Annotated in this window: 21 protein-coding genes and 1 pseudogene; 14 read left to right on the top strand and 8 right to left on the bottom strand. The window is 64.0% G+C overall.

What is annotated here, in order from left to right; all coding sequences use genetic code 11:
• Window positions 1-1,030 precede the first annotated feature (1,030 nt).
• The 3 genes from WS46_RS31845 to WS46_RS31835 are packed head-to-tail and all read left to right on the top strand — an operon-like array spanning window position 1,031 to window position 2,502.
• Window positions 1,031-1,393, top strand: coding sequence for a hypothetical protein (locus tag WS46_RS31845; protein ID WP_156443207.1), 363 nt, complete (start codon window positions 1,031-1,033; stop codon window positions 1,391-1,393).
• 23 nt (window positions 1,394-1,416) lie between these two features.
• A complete protein-coding gene (locus WS46_RS35800) occupies window positions 1,417-1,971 on the top strand; it encodes a hypothetical protein (protein WP_156443206.1) in 555 nt (184 codons plus the stop codon).
• Window positions 1,972-1,974: 3 nt separating this feature from the next.
• The gene (locus WS46_RS31835; RefSeq protein ID WP_059693329.1) at window positions 1,975-2,502 is read left to right on the top strand and encodes a hypothetical protein; all 528 of its coding nucleotides are present in this window, start codon (window positions 1,975-1,977) and stop codon (window positions 2,500-2,502) included.
• A 173-nt stretch (window positions 2,503-2,675) separates the two neighbouring features.
• Here WS46_RS31835 and WS46_RS34850 read toward each other — a convergent pair whose 3' ends face one another.
• The 6 genes and pseudogenes from WS46_RS34850 to WS46_RS36980 form a co-directional block, all read right to left on the bottom strand.
• Window positions 2,676-2,879 carry an AlpA family transcriptional regulator gene (locus tag WS46_RS34850; protein WP_082725431.1) on the bottom strand — a complete coding sequence of 68 codons (204 nt, stop codon included), beginning with the start codon at window positions 2,877-2,879 and terminating at the stop codon, window positions 2,676-2,678.
• 14 nt (window positions 2,880-2,893) lie between these two features.
• Entirely contained in the window at window positions 2,894-3,340 is a 447-nt protein-coding gene (locus WS46_RS31830; protein WP_257130100.1) for a hypothetical protein, read from the bottom strand.
• Complete coding sequence (locus WS46_RS31825) at window positions 3,337-3,831, bottom strand: hypothetical protein (protein ID WP_059693327.1); 495 nt, start codon at window positions 3,829-3,831, stop codon at window positions 3,337-3,339. The genes WS46_RS31830 and WS46_RS31825 overlap by 4 nt, the downstream gene beginning before the upstream one ends.
• Before the next feature lie 364 nt (window positions 3,832-4,195).
• The gene (locus tag WS46_RS34845; protein WP_257130099.1) at window positions 4,196-4,987 is read right to left on the bottom strand and encodes an abortive infection family protein; all 792 of its coding nucleotides are present in this window, start codon (window positions 4,985-4,987) and stop codon (window positions 4,196-4,198) included.
• 310 nt (window positions 4,988-5,297) lie between these two features.
• The gene (locus WS46_RS31815; protein WP_257130098.1) at window positions 5,298-6,266 is read right to left on the bottom strand and encodes a site-specific integrase; all 969 of its coding nucleotides are present in this window, start codon (window positions 6,264-6,266) and stop codon (window positions 5,298-5,300) included.
• Window positions 6,267-6,329: 63 nt separating this feature from the next.
• Window positions 6,330-6,374 (bottom strand): annotated as a pseudogene (locus tag WS46_RS36980) (hypothetical protein); the annotation flags it as partial.
• A 335-nt stretch (window positions 6,375-6,709) separates the two neighbouring features.
• On the opposite strand from WS46_RS36980, the gene WS46_RS31810 reads away from it, so the two are divergent.
• The 5 genes from WS46_RS31810 (at window position 6,710) to WS46_RS31790 (ending at window position 10,103) form a co-directional block, all read left to right on the top strand.
• Entirely contained in the window at window positions 6,710-7,024 is a 315-nt protein-coding gene (locus WS46_RS31810) for a Dabb family protein (RefSeq protein ID WP_059529737.1), read from the top strand.
• The gene (locus WS46_RS31805) at window positions 7,021-7,500 is read left to right on the top strand and encodes a PaaI family thioesterase (RefSeq protein WP_011885047.1); all 480 of its coding nucleotides are present in this window, start codon (window positions 7,021-7,023) and stop codon (window positions 7,498-7,500) included. The genes WS46_RS31810 and WS46_RS31805 overlap by 4 nt, the downstream gene beginning before the upstream one ends.
• A gap of 108 nt (window positions 7,501-7,608) precedes the next feature.
• On the top strand, window positions 7,609-8,607 hold the full coding sequence (locus WS46_RS31800) for an NADP-dependent oxidoreductase (RefSeq protein WP_059693321.1): 999 nt from the start codon (window positions 7,609-7,611) through the stop codon (window positions 8,605-8,607).
• Window positions 8,608-8,668: 61 nt separating this feature from the next.
• A complete protein-coding gene (locus WS46_RS31795; protein ID WP_059693319.1) occupies window positions 8,669-9,628 on the top strand; it encodes an alpha/beta hydrolase in 960 nt (319 codons plus the stop codon).
• Between the two features lie 34 nt (window positions 9,629-9,662).
• Entirely contained in the window at window positions 9,663-10,103 is a 441-nt protein-coding gene (locus WS46_RS31790) for a GNAT family N-acetyltransferase (protein ID WP_059693316.1), read from the top strand.
• 19 nt (window positions 10,104-10,122) lie between these two features.
• Here WS46_RS31790 and WS46_RS31785 read toward each other — a convergent pair whose 3' ends face one another.
• Window positions 10,123-10,968, bottom strand: a complete 846-nt coding sequence (locus WS46_RS31785) for an NRDE family protein (RefSeq protein WP_059693314.1) — start codon at window positions 10,966-10,968, stop codon at window positions 10,123-10,125.
• Between the two features lie 76 nt (window positions 10,969-11,044).
• The gene (locus tag WS46_RS31780) at window positions 11,045-12,079 is read right to left on the bottom strand and encodes a folate-binding protein YgfZ (RefSeq protein ID WP_059693310.1); all 1,035 of its coding nucleotides are present in this window, start codon (window positions 12,077-12,079) and stop codon (window positions 11,045-11,047) included.
• Window positions 12,080-12,156: 77 nt separating this feature from the next.
• Here WS46_RS31780 and mltG point away from each other — a divergent pair, with 77 nt between their 5' ends.
• From mltG to WS46_RS31750, 6 genes are all read left to right on the top strand, one after another.
• Window positions 12,157-13,176 carry an endolytic transglycosylase MltG gene (mltG, locus tag WS46_RS31775; protein ID WP_059693308.1) on the top strand — a complete coding sequence of 340 codons (1,020 nt, stop codon included), beginning with the start codon at window positions 12,157-12,159 and terminating at the stop codon, window positions 13,174-13,176.
• Window positions 13,176-13,796, top strand: coding sequence for a dTMP kinase (tmk, locus tag WS46_RS31770; RefSeq protein ID WP_059529758.1), 621 nt, complete (start codon window positions 13,176-13,178; stop codon window positions 13,794-13,796). Before mltG ends, tmk begins: the two co-directional genes overlap by 1 nt.
• Before the next feature lie 18 nt (window positions 13,797-13,814).
• Window positions 13,815-14,843, top strand: a complete 1,029-nt coding sequence (locus WS46_RS31765) for a DNA polymerase III subunit delta' (protein ID WP_059693305.1) — start codon at window positions 13,815-13,817, stop codon at window positions 14,841-14,843.
• A gap of 79 nt (window positions 14,844-14,922) precedes the next feature.
• Complete coding sequence (locus WS46_RS31760) at window positions 14,923-15,702, top strand: TatD family hydrolase (RefSeq protein WP_059529764.1); 780 nt, start codon at window positions 14,923-14,925, stop codon at window positions 15,700-15,702.
• A 43-nt stretch (window positions 15,703-15,745) separates the two neighbouring features.
• A complete protein-coding gene (locus WS46_RS31755; protein ID WP_059529767.1) occupies window positions 15,746-16,456 on the top strand; it encodes an ankyrin repeat domain-containing protein in 711 nt (236 codons plus the stop codon).
• 120 nt (window positions 16,457-16,576) lie between these two features.
• Window positions 16,577-16,933, top strand: a complete 357-nt coding sequence (locus WS46_RS31750) for a Rap1a/Tai family immunity protein (protein WP_006755340.1) — start codon at window positions 16,577-16,579, stop codon at window positions 16,931-16,933.
• The last annotated feature ends 36 nt before the right edge of the window (window positions 16,934-16,969 follow it).

Here is a 16,969-nt window from a genome sequence, read left to right as displayed (position 1 = left end):
GCCTTCGCGAAGGCGAAGGGCAATGTTCATGCGGTTCTGAAAAATCAGACGAAAGACGTTGTATGGGATTCTAAATTTCGATGAAAGTCAAAGTCAATGGTGTTTTATGGATTTTTGAATATTTAATTGCCTGTTAAATCGCAATTGTTACTCGTCTAGTCGGTAAAAACTGCGATTATGAAAATATGAATAACGAATCCGGATAACGATCGATCAAATGGTTGGCAATGGCGCTTCAATCCGGCGATCCGGCGATTGATGCCGGACCGGAGTCGAGCCAATCGCGACGTGAAGCCGGGCGATTCGGCCGAGCAATGCGCGTTCCCGCCATTCGGCCGCAGACGGACGCCATTGCCGCCGCACGCCAACCGATGCGGCCTGCCCGCTGCATGATCACCCCATCGCGGTCGTCAAGTTTGGTAGGCTTGGTGCCTGCCGCCGTTTCCCGGATCGCGTCGTCGAATATCGATGCGGTGAAAAATCGCGTATCGTCGTCGGAACGACCGGACGACGGTCGATATTCGATTCGTTTCGTCCCGGCCCGCCCGCGCCCGCGGGCGAACGGCGCAGACCGACAACAGACGGGGTGCATCGCCCGCCGCCCCAGCGGCGCGCCGGCAGCACGCACGCCAACGAACAGGAGCAACGGAAGTGATCAGACATATCGTGATGTGGAAGCTGCAGTGACGTTTATGATAATAAGTTATTGATTAATAACGAATTATATCGTGATGCGGATGCTCGGTACCCTAGCCAGCGCGGCTTGGGACATTGAGTCGTTCGTTTGATTGGTCGCCAATCGGCCGATTGGCGCGGACGCAGAGCGACAGCTGTGTGACCGGAAAATTGCTTTGACAGACGAACCACCAGCGTCTCAGCCTCGCAGCTGGACCGGTTTGCGTCCGGTGGTCAAAATTCACACGTCTGGGTTCCCGGACAATGCTCGCCGGTGAAATGAACGCTGCAGGGTGATACGATACACCATGTTATGGTGTAAAAATTAAGAAAATCTATTGATATGGAAGAGGTGATGGCTACAAACGAAGACGCTGGGCGCGGTAAACGCGTGGTACCTGCGAAGCTTCCTCCGAAGTATGAAATCGGGGAGAGTCTGGATTTCGACGAGTACGTCGACGGTGTGGCGAGCACGCTGTTTGGGGCTCACGTGTCAAAAGTGACGTTCTACAGCGTAGCCGGGTTGGCCACGCAAGATGATGAGGAAAGTGCGCCCGTTCGGAATCGCGAGATTCGTGGTCAATTGGTCATGCCTACTTCATCGCTCATACGATTTTGCATAAAAACGCTGGAAAGCGTGAAAAAGAATAAAGACAAGTTGGATACGGCTGATGACCGTCAAAGACTCTTGGATCAACTCGATCGGTTGCTTAAGTGATCGCGCGGCGGAGGTAGGCAATTATGAATTACATAAAAGTATTGCCATTACGTGATCCGCTTGAACTTGTGGGGGTCGATGATTTTTTGGTCGATGATTGGGACTCTGAAGGAGCTAAAGCAGTTTCGGAGGAAACAGTCGATCGCGCGCAGGAATTCCTGTGTGCTTTGCCATATATGTTCCAGCAGGGACGTGCAATGGCGGGGATAGACGGGTCGCTGGGAATACATTGGACGGTTCGTAGTTCAGAGCTTTACGTCGATTTCCGTGCAGATGGGCGAACTCGCTATTACTTTTCGGATCGACAAAATGTATCGATCGAAGATTTTCTGCCGGCCGGGCACACGGTTGAGCAACTGCTTGCAGCAGTAAGTCCGGCGCTGTGTTGGTTCGATAGGACTGATCAGGTCGCTGCGGGTATTGCGTTCGAAGTGTCAGCAAGTGATGAGGATAGTTGGGTCACGTCAATCGAGGTGGACGATTTATTTGTTGATTGGATTGATGCGTCGGAAGTGATTGATGTAGAAGACCCGTGCGATGAAGCCGGTGATGACCTGCTAGCGTTCAATTTGGACTAGCGCATGACTGAAAAAGAAAAAGTGGGGATGGCCGCTGATATTGAAAAATGGTATCGGCATATATTGACGCCGACTGAGGTTGAATTGGTCGATGGTGAGGGAGTGATTCTTCATCCGAAATTTTTCGAAAACAAGTTCAAGCCCGCGGCTGGCCACCGTAAGTGGCTGTATGAGATTTCAGGTAGGCTCTTAAGCAAAGCCGGCTCTGTAGAGGATTTTGCTAAAGATAGCTTAAAGAAAGTCAAGAGTGGCAAGAAAACTTTCCATGGCATTATCGCTTCGGATGCTCAGAGTATTCGTAAGATTCGGCCTGTCGGTTGTTTTGACGTTGCGGAAACGCCGTCGCATTCTGATCAGGCCCATGCAGATCTGATCAGTTGGAGCGAGCTCCAAGTGCAGGGGGTAATTTCAGCGGAGGCGACCGCTGGATTGCGTGAGCACTTCGTGTTAATCGCTAAGGACGCTGGAGATTTTCCGAAGGGCGGGGAGCCTACGGTTCGCCCTCCGGTTGAGGTATCGGCCGGCGGGTGACTGTAACGGTACCCGCTCGGCTGCGGAGCATTTGCTTTGAGAGAAGGATTGGAACTGCCGCCGATCTTCTATAGACTCAAACGACGCGTCAGGGCCGATTACGGCGGTCATATCTAAGTAATTTCAGACCTGATTAGATGCCAGTTGAGGGATCAAGTCCTGACTCAGACACGTCATTGAGCGGTGGCCGTATCGCGTGATGTGATGGAACGAATCCATGCTTGTACTTCCGTCTCTGCCCATAGAGAGAGATTGCGAACTCTTCGTGGTCTCGGGAAGCTACCTTCCTTCATCATGTCGTAGATCGTCGTCTTGCCCAAGCCGACCATGTCGAGAACGGTCGGAAGTCGCAACAGTCGTTCAGTCGTGGTGCTCACTGTATTGTTCCTCGTTATTCGGTGACGGGCTGAATTGCACGGGCGAGTTGCATGAGTCCCGTTTCAAGCGTGATCGCGGCGGTAGCAGCCCAAGTGCGTGCGTCCTGCGCCGCCTTGTGGCGAGCGAACGATCCGATCTCGTCGGCCATCAGGTCCAGCAGCTCGACGTCGGCCGCGTGCGAGATCTCGGTGATCAACGCGCGGATCTCGATGCGAAAGGCGTCGAGGCGGGCGAGCCTGCCTTGGCGGGTATTCGCCAAGGCTTCGTTCGTCTGGATAGGTTTGCGCCGCGCGAGCGGCGCTTCGTCCTTCTGGATCGCTTTTGCGGGCGCCAGCCCGCTGCAGTCCGACTGCGTTGAAGTACCATTAACGCTCGCCAGTGCGATAGCCGGGCGCTTCTCCGCGTGTTCCCGCTTTCGCGGCAGCGGACGTGGGGTAGAAAGGGCCGGGCGCGGGGTCAATTTGCGGCTCCGGTCGGGAACGGCCATGCGGATGCGGGGTCGAGGTCGGGCTTTGCTTTACGCGACGGGAACGCTGTATCGAGCAGCGCCTTATTCGACGCGATCCGCTGCTTATGGCCGATGGCCGTCAACACATCCGACAAATCGGGGCGTCCACCCCTGTTGGTGGCGGCAAAGAATTCGACTGTCATGTCGGGATCGGGCATGTCGATGATCCCGTGCGCCCATTCGAGAATGCGCTTGAATGATGCTTGCTCGGCTTTCGTTCGCCCGTGGATCGGTGATTTGATCGTCTCGATGAGCCGCGCTGCGCCGGAACGAATCGCTTGAACGCGCGTCCATACCGCGCGCGTCTGGTGCGATACCTTCAGCGGGTCGCTCGCGAAGCTGGTCCCGGTGTTGTATTCAATCGCGTAAATCCACGCGCCCGGTGCGGGTTGAGCGACGCGAATGTAACCGGGAAATCGTTCGTATGGCGCGGCGAAACGCATTCGGTGGATTCCGTGCGAGGCTTCGGGAATATGTGGCGAAGATCAAAGAAAATGCAGCGGCGGAGGCTCTCGATCTCTTGCAGGCAGACATCATTGGCACACCCCACCTGACCGTGTTCTTCGAGATGCGCAGGCAACGATCTCTGCTCCCGGAAGTGGACCGATTGCTTAATGACGCTCCCGACGCCGCTTTGTGGCGTCTGTCGCCGTAGGGCTCCCAAGAAACGGACCCGCCGGCGCATCCCGGGGCAGGCAAGTTGCGGTTACGAGCCATCTGTCTGAGCAACCTAACCGCCTGCGCTCAGCCGCCGACAGCCCGCGCAGCGGGATGACGGTCGGCTGCAGCGAAATATTGGGGGCAAGATCACGGACTCAAAGCATCCAGCAGTAGCGATGCAATGTTGCCCATGGATTCCACAGAAAAGGTTGCCTGCATCGGCGTAATCCCGCTGACCCATGGCCGACCGTGCCCGGTGCCTTCCTTATTGCGGAGCGCATTTAAGGCACAGCCGAGCTCATATGCGGCGCGCTCCATACGCTTATGCGCAGGCTCTCCCGAAACGACGGCATCATTTGGGGTTGCCAAACCGAGAGCGGTGAACGCTTGCCCTAACAGTGTCGGAAAGTTCGACGTACTCGGATAACTCCCCCACTTTTGAACGAGCACGTGGGCAGCTGTTGCCTCAAGTAGGTCTTTGGCTGTTCCAGCGAGAAGCGGACTGTCCAAGGCGCCTCGGCGCGCACGATCTGCGTACGTGCGCAATGCAGCAGTACGCTCCTTACCGCTCAGGGAATCAAGGACCTTTGGTTGAAGTGATCCGTCTGGCAATAGGTCCCACCCTTGAGTGGTGAAAGCCGAGGCAAGATTTGCAATAGCCTCAGCGCCGCAATAGTTGGTGGAGGTTTGGCGGAACCCACCGTGGCCTTGAACCGTGGCAACAAGACCAGCTACAAGTGTTTCTCCGGCAGCAGGGTCATTCGAAAGCGCCCAACTTAAGACTCCACGTACACGCTTTGATTTTCCGACTGGTTTGCCGTTTGTCCGACCCGGATCAGCAGACGCCAAGCCGGCTTTGTCGATTTGGAATTCGATATCCGAGTGCGCTGGGTCGCGCCGGTCGCCTTGAGAATCGTCGACAAGCTGAGAAACTGCCACGACGATAGCGTCTGTAAGTGGTGGCCGATTCGCCATGATGCGGTTCTTGTCCCCCAACTACTGAATAGGCGGACCCATGGGTCCAGTTAACATACGCGATCGTGCCAAGAAATTCTGACGCAACCCGTGTTCCGAATGAAGCTTATCTTTGAGGGGGGCCGGCTGGCAACCCAGCCTATAGTCGGGCGAAGAGCTGGGCTCGTGAACAACTGCTCCGGGTCGATAACGGCCGGTCCCTAACAGCGTAGGCGTAGGTTTCGGCGTAGCTTTGAGCGTCGACCATTGTCAGACAAGGCGCAGGACTGCTGCATCATCGGTCATTGATGGAGGTGCTTGCGCTAGCCCCGTCGTGGCGTGCATCTTCCTCGACGTCGTCGAGCCAGTTTGTCCATGCTTGCATCATCTCCCGCCGCTCCGGCAAGTACTTGGCGTGGTTATACGTTGAGCGAGTCTTGTCCTTATCCTTATGCGACAGCTGCATCTCAACGACTTCATCCTTCCAGCCCATCTCGTGGAGGTTCGTCGACGCTGTTGCTCGGAAGTCATGGCCCGTGATCGGTTCGGGATTGTTCGGCATCATGGAGTCGAGCGCCCGATTGATTGTTGCCCGACTCATGTGCGGCCGTTTTCGATTGCTATGAAGGATCGGCAGGATATATCCGCGATCGCCGTAGATTTCCTGCAACTCGCGTAGCAGGCCGATCGCTTGCGTCGGAAGTGGAACGATGTGCAGCCGTCGCGATTTGATCTTCTCCGGCGGGACTCGCCACTCAGGGGCGGCTAGGTCGATTTCCTCCCAGCGCGCTCGACAAAGCTCGATCGTTCTCGGAAACAGCATCATCAGAAGGCGGATCGCAATCGTGGTTCTCCTGCTCTTGTACAGCGGCAATTGCCGAAAGAGCGCCTTCAGTTCTTCACGACTTAGCGGCCGAGCATGCTCGGTCGGCGGCTTGAGAACTGCTCCGCGCAACACCGAGGCTGGATCGGTGTCGGCGCGAAGTGTGATCACCGCGTACTGGAACACGTTGGATACGTACTGACGCAGTTTGATCGCTACGGAAGGGGAGCCGCGCTTTTCGACCCGACGCATCAACGTAAGCACATCGTGCGCGGTAATAGAGCGCATCGGGCGGTTCCCGATGTACGGGTAAGCGTCTGCTTCGAGCATGCGCTGAATCTCGCCCAAGTGCCGCTCCGTCCACGTCTTGCGCTTCTTCTCCAGCCACTCGTCGCTGATGGCACGAAAAGTGGCTTTGCCTTCGTTAATGCGCGCAGACAAGACTTCCTGTCGTGCATGGGACGGGTGTAGCCCCTTTTTGACAAGCTCACGGGCATCGTCGCGTGCTACGCGCGCGGCCTGAAGGCTGATGGCGGGATACTCGCCGATCGCGAAGACATTTTCCTTTCCGGCGATTCTGTACTTGTATCGCCAAAGCTTGGAGCCGGGGGGGCTTCACCAACAGATACAGTCCATTGCCGTCGGTAAGTTTGGTAGGCTTGTTCCCTGCCTTCGCTTGTCGGATCTTGATGTCGGTAAGTGGCACGGTGAAAAAGGGGGTATCGTCTCTGGATCGTCGAAATGATACCCCTTTTTGTACCCCTTTTTTTCTTGGCTGGACACGATTTCCGGCGAACGTAAGCGAACAATGGAAGGGCGTAGAACGCCCAACTGGTAAGGGATTGGGGCAAGGTCCCGAACCAACACGAACTGGAGCGAACGAAGTGATCAGACATATCGTGATGTGGAAGTTGAAAGAATCGGCGGAAGGCGGCACGCGTGCGCAAAACGCGTTGAAGCTGAAGGAAAAGCTCGAAGGCTGCCGCGACCTCGTGCCGGGCATTCTGCAACTCGACGTCGGCATCGCGACGCCGGGCCTGGAGGCCACGTCGGACGTCGTGCTCGTGTCCGATTTCACGGACCAGGCCGCGCTCGATGCGTACCAGGTGCACCCGGTTCACCAGGAAGTGAAGAAATTCGTCGTTGCCGTGGCCGAATCGCGCCAGTGCGTCGACTACCTGTCCGACAGCGCACGATGAGCGACGCGGCATCCCCGACGGACGGCCCGTCGATCGAAAGCCCGTTCGTCGATCTGCTCGGCGTGCGGCTCGTGTCCGCGAAGGATGGCGCGAGCGAGATCGTGCTGCCGCTCGACGAGCGGCACATGAACACGTGGAGCATCGCGCACGGCGGCGTGACGATGACGCTGTCGGACATCGCGCTCGCGATGGCCGCCCGGAGCCTGACCGACGACGGCGTCGGCGTCGTCACGGTCGAGATGAAGGTGAATTTCATGCAGCCCGGGCGCGGCGAGTTGCGCGCATACGGACGCGTGATGCATCGTTCGACGACGATGGCGTACTGCGAAGGTGAGGTGCGCGACAGCGACGGCAACTTCGTCGCGAAGGCGCTCGGCACGTTCAAGTACATGCGGCGGCTCGCGGTCGGCCGCGACATCAAGCGGCAACGCACGCGCACGGCGCCGGATGCCCACCCCGGCCCGAGCGACGCGTAAGCGCCGGAACGCGCGGCCCTGCCTGGTTACGGGCAGGGCCGTTTTGTTTTGCGGCACGGATTCGCAGCGGGCCCGCGTCACGCTGCGAACGGAGCCAAGGAGCCAGCCATGAACACGATCAATCGCCAGATTCTGCTCGTGTCACGCCCGCAAGGCGCCGCGAGCGCCGACAACTTCCGGCTCGTCGAAACGCCGCTCGTGCCGCTCGCCGACGGCGAGCTGCGGGTCCGCAACCATTTCCTGTCGCTCGATCCGTACATGCGCGGCCGCATGAACGACGCGAAGTCGTACGCGGTGCCGCAGCCGCTGAACGAAGTGATGATCGGCGGCACGGCGGGCGAGGTGATCGAATCGCGTCACCCGGATTTCGCTGTCGGCGAGCACGTGGTCGGCCAGTTCGGCTGGCAGGAATACGGCACGTCGAACGGCAACGGGCTGCGCAAGGTGGACACGTCGCGGGTGCCGCTGTCCGCCTGGCTCGGCGTGACCGGCATGCCGGGCGTGACGGCGTGGGTCGGGCTGAACCGGATCATCGCGCCGAAAGCCGGCGAAACGATCGTCGTCAGCGCGGCGAGCGGCGCGGTCGGCAGCGTCGTCGGCCAGCTCGCGAAGCGCGCCGGATGCCGTGCGGTCGGTATCGCGGGCGGCCCCGACAAGTGCCGCTACGTGGTCGACACGCTCGGCTTCGACGCGTGCGTCGACTATAAGGCCGGCCGGCTGGCGGACGATCTGGCCGCCGCGACGCCGAACGGCGTCGACGGCTGTTTCGAGAACGTCGGCGGCGCCGTGCTCGACACGACGATGACGCGGATGAACGCATTCGGCCGGATCGCCGTGTGCGGGATGATCGCCGGCTACGACGGCGTGCCCGTGCCGCTCGCGAATCCGGGCCTGATCCTGCGCTCGCGGCTGACGATGCAGGGCTTCATCGTGTTCGAATACCCCGACGCATGGCCGCCCGCGCTGGCCGAGCTCAGCGAGCTCGTCGCGACGAAGCAGCTGCATTACCGGGAGACGATCGCATACGGACTCGAGCGGGCGCCGGACGCGTTCCTCGGGCTCCTGAAAGGCCGCAATTTCGGCAAGCAGCTCGTGCAGCTCGTCTGATCCGCGCGTGGCATCATGTGACGCTTGTCCGTTCACGGCGCCGCACGCGCCGTCCTCACCGATGCCGCTGAATCCGAAGATCGCCCAGATACTCGACATGGTCGAGCGCGCGAAACGCCCGTCCTATCACCACCAGACGCCGCAGCAGGCGCGCGCCGCGTACGAGAAGAGCGCGCCGATCCTCGATGTCGCGCCCGCGCCGATGCATTCCGTCGAGGCCTGCGTCGTGCCGACGCGCGATGGCCGCACGATCGGCGCGCGGCTGTACATGCCGGTCGAGCCGAGCCTCGCCGAACCGCTGCCGGCGTTCGTCTATTACCACGGCGGCGGTTTCACGGTCGGCAGCGTCGACACGCACGACGCGCTGTGCCGGATGTTCGCGCGCGACGCGCAGTGCGCGGTGCTGTCGGTCGACTACCGGCTCGCGCCCGAGCACCGGTTCCCGACCGCGGTGAACGACGCCGACGACGCATTGCGCTGGCTGCATCGCGAGGCCGCCGTGTTCGGCATCGATGCGGCGCGGCTCGCGGTCGGCGGCGACAGCGCGGGCGGCACGCTCGCGACCGTCTGCGCGGTGCTCGCGCGCGACGCGGGCATCGACCTTGCGCTGCAGCTGCTGATCTATCCGGGCGTGACGGGCTACCAGGACACCGAATCGCACGGACGGCTCGCGAACGGCTACCTGCTGACGCAGGACACGATCCAGTGGTTCTTCACGCAATACGTGCGGGATCGATCCGACCGCGACGACTGGCGCTTCGCGCCGCTCGACGGCACGCGCGGCGCGCCGTCGTTCGCCGGTGTGGCCCCGGCCTGGATCGCGACGGCCGAATACGACCCGCTGAGCGACGAGGGCGCCGCGTACGCGGACAAGCTGCGCGCGGCCGGCAATGCGGTTACGCTGGTCTGCTATCCGGGGATGATCCACGAGTTCTTCAAGATGGGCGGCTACGTGCCGGAGGTGCGGGCCGCGCATGCCGACGCGGTGGCGGCGCTCAAGGCCGCATTCGACGACGTTTGACGGCGGCAGCGCCCGGCGCCGCGCGGAGGAAGCGATGACCGACGGCTGGGTGGAAACGGGTGACTGGGCCGTGCTGGGCGGCGATGCCGCACGTATTCGCGATGCGGTGTTCGTGCGCGAGCAGCGGATTCCGCCGGAATGGGAGCTCGACGACGAGGATCCGCTGTCGCTGCACGCGGTGGCTTACCGTGTCGATGTGGCGACCGGCGCGCGCCGCGCGGTCGCGACGGGACGGCTGCTGCGCACCGGCACGATCGGCCGCGTCGCGGTGCTGGCCGACGCGCGCGGGCAGGGCGCGGGATCGGCCGTGCTGCATGCGCTGCTGGACGCGGCGCGGCATCGCGGCGAGCCGGTCGTGCGGCTCTACGCGCAGGATGCCGCGGTGGCGTTCTACGTGCGGCACGGCTTCGCGGCGATCGGCGAACCGTTCGTCGAAATCGGCGTGCCGCACGTCGAGATGGCGCGCGCGCCCTAGTGCCGCGCGGGCGGCAGGCTCAGCGCGGTTGCGTCGCGTCGATGTCGAACGAGAACGCGCGCTCGAAACTGCCCGGGCGAACGGTGCGGTGCGAGCCGTCGTCGTCGCAACGTTCCTTGATGTCGACCGTCAGCCGCACGCCTTCCTTCATCGTCACGCGCAGCGCGGTCGTGCCGCGCGTGCCGTATTCGGGCGTCTCGATGAACGCGGCCGACAGCGCCCGCTCGCGCTCGACCGGAATGCCGGTATGCGGCAGCGCGTCGTCGTCCGCGACATGCGGATCGCGCATCAGATCGATCAGCTCGTCGAGCGACGGGGTCGGGTTGTCGGTCAGCAGCGTGCCGAGTTCGGCGCGCTTGCGCACGACTTTCGGCCAGGGTGTATCGAGCCGCGCGTTCGACAGCGCATGCACGCCGGCGCCGATCGAGACCGGCGCGGCGATCCCGGTTTCACCTTCGGCCGCGCGATTGCAGAGCCACGCGAGTTCGCGCCGCTTCCAGTCGCCGACCAGCAGGTTGAAGCCGTTGTAGACAGCCGCGTGCTCGGCCAGCTCGCCGAGGTAGTCGAGCGGCGCGACGGACGGGCCGCGGAGAAAATCGGACACGAGCTTGCCGCGGGTCGGCGCGCCCGCGCGAATGTCGAACGGCGCGCGGTAATTGGTCAGCGCCGCGAAGCGGCCGTCGCGAGACACGCCGAGCCACGTGCCGCCGGCTTCGAGATCGCGGCCGGCGAGCACGCCCGGCACATCCTCCCACCACGAAAGCGGCGCACTCGTGCGGCGAAAGAATTCGTCGCGGTTGGCGGTCAGGGTAAAGACGGGACCGGCGGCGGCATCAGGCTGCCAGTCGAAGGCAATCAGACACATCGGGCGAATCTCTCGCAGGAAACGTCGGGCGCCGGCCGCCATGTGCGAGCCGGCGTGCGAACGGGTTGTCAGTGCGTCACGCTTCCGTCGGCCATGCGTACGGCAGCGCGTCGAACGCGAGCGCCGGACCGTCGGCCGCACCGAGGTGCACCGTGCCGTTGTCGAGCGCGGCCAGCTTGATCTCGACGAGCGCGTCGACGCCGCCCGCGGGCGCGGCCGCCGCGTTGACGATCATTCCGCACGGCTGGCCCGGGTCGTCGCTGTGGAACAGCTCGACGCCGGCATGCACGGTGTCGGTCTCGCCGGCGACGTGCGCGAGCGCGGTACGGCGCTTGATCGTGCCGCGGTACTGGCTGCGCGCGACGATTTCCTGGCCCGGGTAGCACCCCTTGCGGAAGTTAACGGCACCGATCACGTCGAAGTTGACCATCTGCGGCACGAACTGTTCGACGGCCGGCTGCGTGATGCGCGGCTCGCCCGCGCGCACGTCGAGCCAGTCCCACACGGCCGGCGACACGGCCGGCAGCGTGCCGGCGAGCGCGGCGAGACGCGCGTCGACTTCCGCGCGCGGCCCGGTCCACAGGTAGCGTTTGCGGCCGGCCGCATCCGGCACGCGGATCAGCGCGCCGGCCGGGCCGTCGACCTTCACGTGCACGCCGTCGGGCAGCGCGTCGAAGATGCCCGACAGCGCGTCGCGCACGTCGCCCGCGAAGCCGACCACCGCGAGCGCGTCGCTCGCGTCCGTCAGTTTCGCTTTCGCACGCAGCACGAACATCGACAGTCGTTTCTGCACGGCGGCCTGGACGTCCTTCGAGACGAGCAGGCGCACGCCGTGACCGGCGCGCCACGCGAGGAACGACGCGAGCAGGCGGCCCTTCGGCGAGCAATAGCCGGACAGGCGCGCGCTCGCGGCATCGAGATGCTCGATGTCGTTGGTGAGCTGGCTGTGCAGGAACGTCGCGGCGTCGTCGCCGGCCACGTCGATCACGCCGAACTGCGCGAGCGGCATGCAGGCGCCCGGCGCGTCGAAATCGGCGGCGGACGGGCGGGGGAAAACGGGGAGCGAGACGGATGCGGGCTGGGCAGCCGGTGAAGCGAACGGTGTGCTCATGGAATGAGGGAACAGTCAACCCTGACTTTGACGAAGGCGAGCAAGTATTATATGGGTCTTACCTGAGTCACGTTTCCATGTCCCTACTGAAGAAATGCGCCGCGACTGTCGTGGCGCTGGCCGTCGTTGTGGCCGCTGCCGGCGCGGGCGGCGGGTATTACTGGGCGACCCGGCCGCTGCTGCTGGGTGCCGCGTCGCTCGACGTCACGATCAAGCCGCGCAGCAGCGTGAAGAGCGTCGCGCTGCAGCTCGAGCGCGGCGGCGTCCCGGTCGAGCCGTTCGGCTTCGTCGCGATGACGCGCCTGCTCGGGCTGTCGAGCCGGCTCAAGTCCGGCAACTACGAATTCAAGACCGGCATCACGCCGTACGACGTGCTGCAGAAGATCGCACGGGGCGACGTGAACGAATACGTCGCGACGGTGATCGAAGGCTGGACCTTCAAGCGGATGCGCGCGGAACTCGACGGCAATCCCGATCTCGCGCACGCGACGGCCGGCATGAGCGACGCCGAACTGTTGCGCGCGATCGGGGCGCCGGACAATGCGATCCAGCGCGGCAGCGGCGAGGGGCTGTTCTTCCCCGACACCTACCTGTTCGACAAGGGCACGAGCGATCTGAACATCTACCGGCGTGCGTACCACCTGATGCAGACGCGTCTCGACGAAGCGTGGGCCGCGCGCGTGCCCGGACTGCCGTACAAGACGCCTTACGAAGCGCTGACGATCGCGTCGATCGTCGAAAAGGAAACGGGCCACGCCGCCGACCGCGCGTTCGTCGCGGCGGTGTTCGCGAACCGGCTGCGCATCGGGATGCCGCTGCAGACCGATCCGTCGGTGATCTATGGCCTGGGGGATGCGTACGACGGCCGCCTGCGCAAGCGCGACCTGCAGGCCGACACTCCCTACAATACCTACACGCGCCGCGGGCTGCCCCCGACGCCGATCGCCCTGCCGGGCGTCGCCGCGCTGCAGGCGGCGATCAATCCGGCCCAGACGAGCGCGCTCTATTTCGTCGCGAAGGGCGACGGCACGAGCGTGTTCTCGGACACGCTCGGCGACCACAACAAGGCCGTGGACAAGTACATACGAGGTCAATAATGGCGAGCGGTAAATTCATCACGTTCGAAGGCATCGACGGGGCGGGGAAGACCACCCACCTGCAATGGTTCTGCGAACGCCTCCAGGCCAGGCTGGCCGCGAGCGGCCGGCAGGTCGTCGTGACCCGCGAGCCGGGCGGCACGCAACTGGGCGAGAAGCTGCGCGAAATCCTGCTGAACCAGCCGATGGATCTCGAGACCGAAGCGCTGCTGATGTTCGCCGCGCGCCGCGAGCACCTCGCGCTCGTGATCGAGCCCGCGCTCGCGCGCGGCGACTGGGTCGTGTCCGATCGCTTCACCGATGCCACGTTCGCATACCAGGGCGGCGGCCGCGGGCTGCCGCGCGACAAGCTCGAGACGCTCGAGCGCTGGGTGCAGGGCGGTTTCCAGCCCGACCTGACCGTGCTGTTCGACGTCGCGCCGCAAGTGGCGAGCGAGCGCCGCGGCGCCGCGCGCATGCCCGACAAGTTCGAAAGCGAGTCGGACGCATTCTTCGCGCGCACCCGCGGCGAATACCTGCGGCGCGCGGAAGAAGCGCCGCACCGCTTCGCGATCGTCGACGCGACGCAGACGATTCCCGAAATCCGCCAGCAGCTCGAACGCGTGCTCGCCGCGCTGTAACACGAAGGAACGCACCACATGATCTATCCGTGGCAGACCGACGACTGGAACCGCCTGCAGCAACTGCGTGCGCAGTGGCCGCATGCGCTGCTGCTGCACGGCCAGGCCGGGATCGGCAAGCTGCAGTTCGCGCAGCATCTCGCGCAGGGCTTCCTGTGCGAGGCGCCGCAGCCGAACGGCGAGCCGTGCGGCACCTGCGCGGCCTGCACGTGGTTCGCGCAGGGCAACCATCCGGACTACCGGATCGTGCTGCCCGAGGCGCTCGCGGGCGAGGCGCCGGGCGCCACCGACGACGCGAAGCCGGCCGACGCGGACGAAGGCGGCAAGAAGACGCGCACGCCGAGCAAGGAAATCAAGATCGAGCAGGTGCGTGCGTTGCTCGACTTCTGCGGGGTCGGTTCGCACCGCGGCGGCGCGCGCGTCGTCGTGCTGTATCCGGCCGAGGCGCTGAACGTCGCCGCGTCGAACGCGCTGCTGAAGACGCTGGAGGAGCCGCCGTCCGGCGTTGTGTTCCTGCTGGTGTCGGCGCGCATCGACCGGCTGCTGCCGACCATCATCAGCCGCTGCCGGCAGTGGCCGATGACCGTGCCGGCGCCCGACGCGGCCGCGGCGTGGCTCGCGGCGCAGGGCATCGACGATGCGCGCGCGCTGCTCGCCGAGGCCGGCGGCGCGCCGCTCGCCGCGCTGGCGCTCGCGAGCGACGAGAACCGCCCGCTGCGCGATTTCACGCTCGGCCAGCTCGCGGCCGGCGCCGCGTGCGATCCGTTCGCGTGCGGCGAGACGCTGCAGAAGCTGCCGGTGCCGCTGGTGCTCGGCTGGCTGCAGCGCTGGCTGTACGATCTGCTCGCGCAGCGGATGGCGGGCGCGCCGCGCTACTTCCCGATGCAGGCGACCGCGCTCGCGCGGTGCGCGGAAGGCGTCGACGCGAATGCGTTCGCGCGCTTCATGAAGGCCGTGACGCGCCAGCGGACGGTCGAGAACCATCCGCTCAATGCCCGGCTCGTATTCGAGGAACTGTTTCTCGGTTATCGGGAAATGTTCGCGTGAGCGCGTATTGTTTCCTTCGCGTGAGGAAACGATTGCCGGCGAGCGCATGAGCGCCCGCCAACCGTATTCAGGAACCACGATGTTCGTCGATTCTCACTGCCACATCAATTTCAAGGGTCTCGCCGACCGCCTGCCTGCCGTGCTGGAGAACATGCGCGAGCACGACGTCACGCACGCGCTGTGCGTGTCGGTCGACTTCGAGACGCTGCCCGACGTGCTCGCCATCGCGCAGGCGCACGACAACGTGTACGCTTCGGTCGGCGTGCACCCGGATCACGAGGACGCGCGGGAGCCGACGCTCGCGGAACTGATCGAGCTGGCCGCGCACCCGAAGGTCGTCGCGATCGGCGAGACGGGCCTCGACTACTATCGCCTCGAGGGCCGCTCGATCGCCGACATGGAGTGGCAGCGCGAACGCTTTCGCACGCACATCCGCGCGGCGACCGCGACGATGAAGCCGCTGATCGTCCATACGCGCTCGTCGTCGGAGGACACGCTGCGGATCATGGCCGAGGAGCGCGCGGACGTGCCGGGCGGCGTGATGCACTGCTTCACCGAGCCGTGGCCCGTCGCCGAGCAGGCGCTCGCGCAGAACTTCCATATCTCGCTGTCGGGGATCGTCACGTTCAAGAATGCAACCGACGTGCAGGACGTCGCGCGGCGCGTGCCGCTCGACCGGCTGCTTATCGAAACCGACTCGCCGTACCTCGCGCCGGTGCCGTATCGCGGCAAGCCGAATGAACCTGCGTACGTCAGCCATGTCGGACGCTTTATCGCATCCGAGCGCGGGATTGCCGTCGAGGCGCTCGCCGATGCGACGACACAGAACTTTTTCCGGCTGTTCAAGATCGCCCGCTAACGACGCGCGGCCAGCCGACAACCCAGGGAAGGAGCCCACAACAATGACGAAGCCGACCACATATCTGCCCAAGCGCGCACTCGTCGCCGCCGCGCTCGTCGCGAGCGGCCTCTTCGCCGCCGCCGGCGCGCATGCCGAGTCGCTCGACGCGATCGTCAAGGCGGTCAAGTTCGACGACATCGCCGACATCGGCAAGCAGCTCAAGAGCGGCAAGCTCGATCCGAACACGCTCGCGCCGAACGGCGACCCGATCCTCGTGATCGCCGCGCGCGAGAAGTCCGACAAGGTTGCCGCCGCGATCGCCACGACGCCGAACGTCGACCTGGAGAAGGAAGACAAGGCCGGCGAGAACGCGCTGATGCTCGCATCGCTGAACGGCGACGTCGGGCTCGTCAAGCTGCTGATCGACAAGGGCGCGGAAGTCAGCAAGAAGGGCTGGGCACCGCTGCACTACGCGGCGACCAACGGCCAGGACGAGGTCGTCAAGATCCTGCTCGACCACGACGCGTATATCGACACTGCATCGCCGAACGGCACGACGCCGCTGATGATGGCCGCGCGCGGGAACCACGCGACGACGGTCAACCTGCTGCTCGACCAGGGTGCCGATCCGCAGGTGAAGAACCAGCTCGGCATCACCGCGCTCGAGTTCGCGAAGCACTACAAGGCGCCGGACGCGATCGACATCCTGAGCAAGCGGACGGTGCGCATCGGTGCGTCGGCGCCGGCAGATGCCCAAAAGAGTGCAAAATGACGGTTTCGGCGCGGTGGCGCAGCGCCCGGACGGCCGGAATCCGGCCGTCCGTGGGCGTCCGGCCGCCGCGCCGGTCAGCGCAGCAAGCGGCCCCCGGGCCGCATTGACATAAGGAACACCATGTTGCGGGCTATGTTTTGTGCCGCGGCGTTCGCCGTGCCGTTGTCGGCGGCGGCTTTCACGGGCGCGGATCTCGACCGGCTGTGCGCGAAGACGGACGTCAAGTCGCGGGCGTCGTGCGCGGCCTACATCGAAGGCGCCGCCGATGGCGTCTACAACACGATCGACGCGATCGGCGGCACCACGGGGCCGCGCGTCGGGCAGTATTTCTGCCTGCCGCCCGACATCCGGGCGCAGCAGATGACCGACGCGGTGCGCAAGTACATCGCGGAGAACCCGAAGCTGGCCGACTACAACGCGAGCACCGCGGTGTCGCTCGGTCTCGGCAAGGCGTTCCCGTGCAGGGGCGGCAGCTGATCTGACGCCGCGGCCGGGCGCGCGTTGCCCGGACGT

Origin of the sequence: Burkholderia sp. RF4-BP95, from assembly GCF_001521985.1 — a bacterium.
In the GTDB taxonomy this organism is placed as follows: Bacteria; Pseudomonadota; Gammaproteobacteria; order Burkholderiales; family Burkholderiaceae; genus Burkholderia; species Burkholderia diffusa.
The sequence above is the reverse complement of the archived record's forward strand: the minus strand, read 5'-3'. Positions and strand labels throughout refer to the sequence as shown.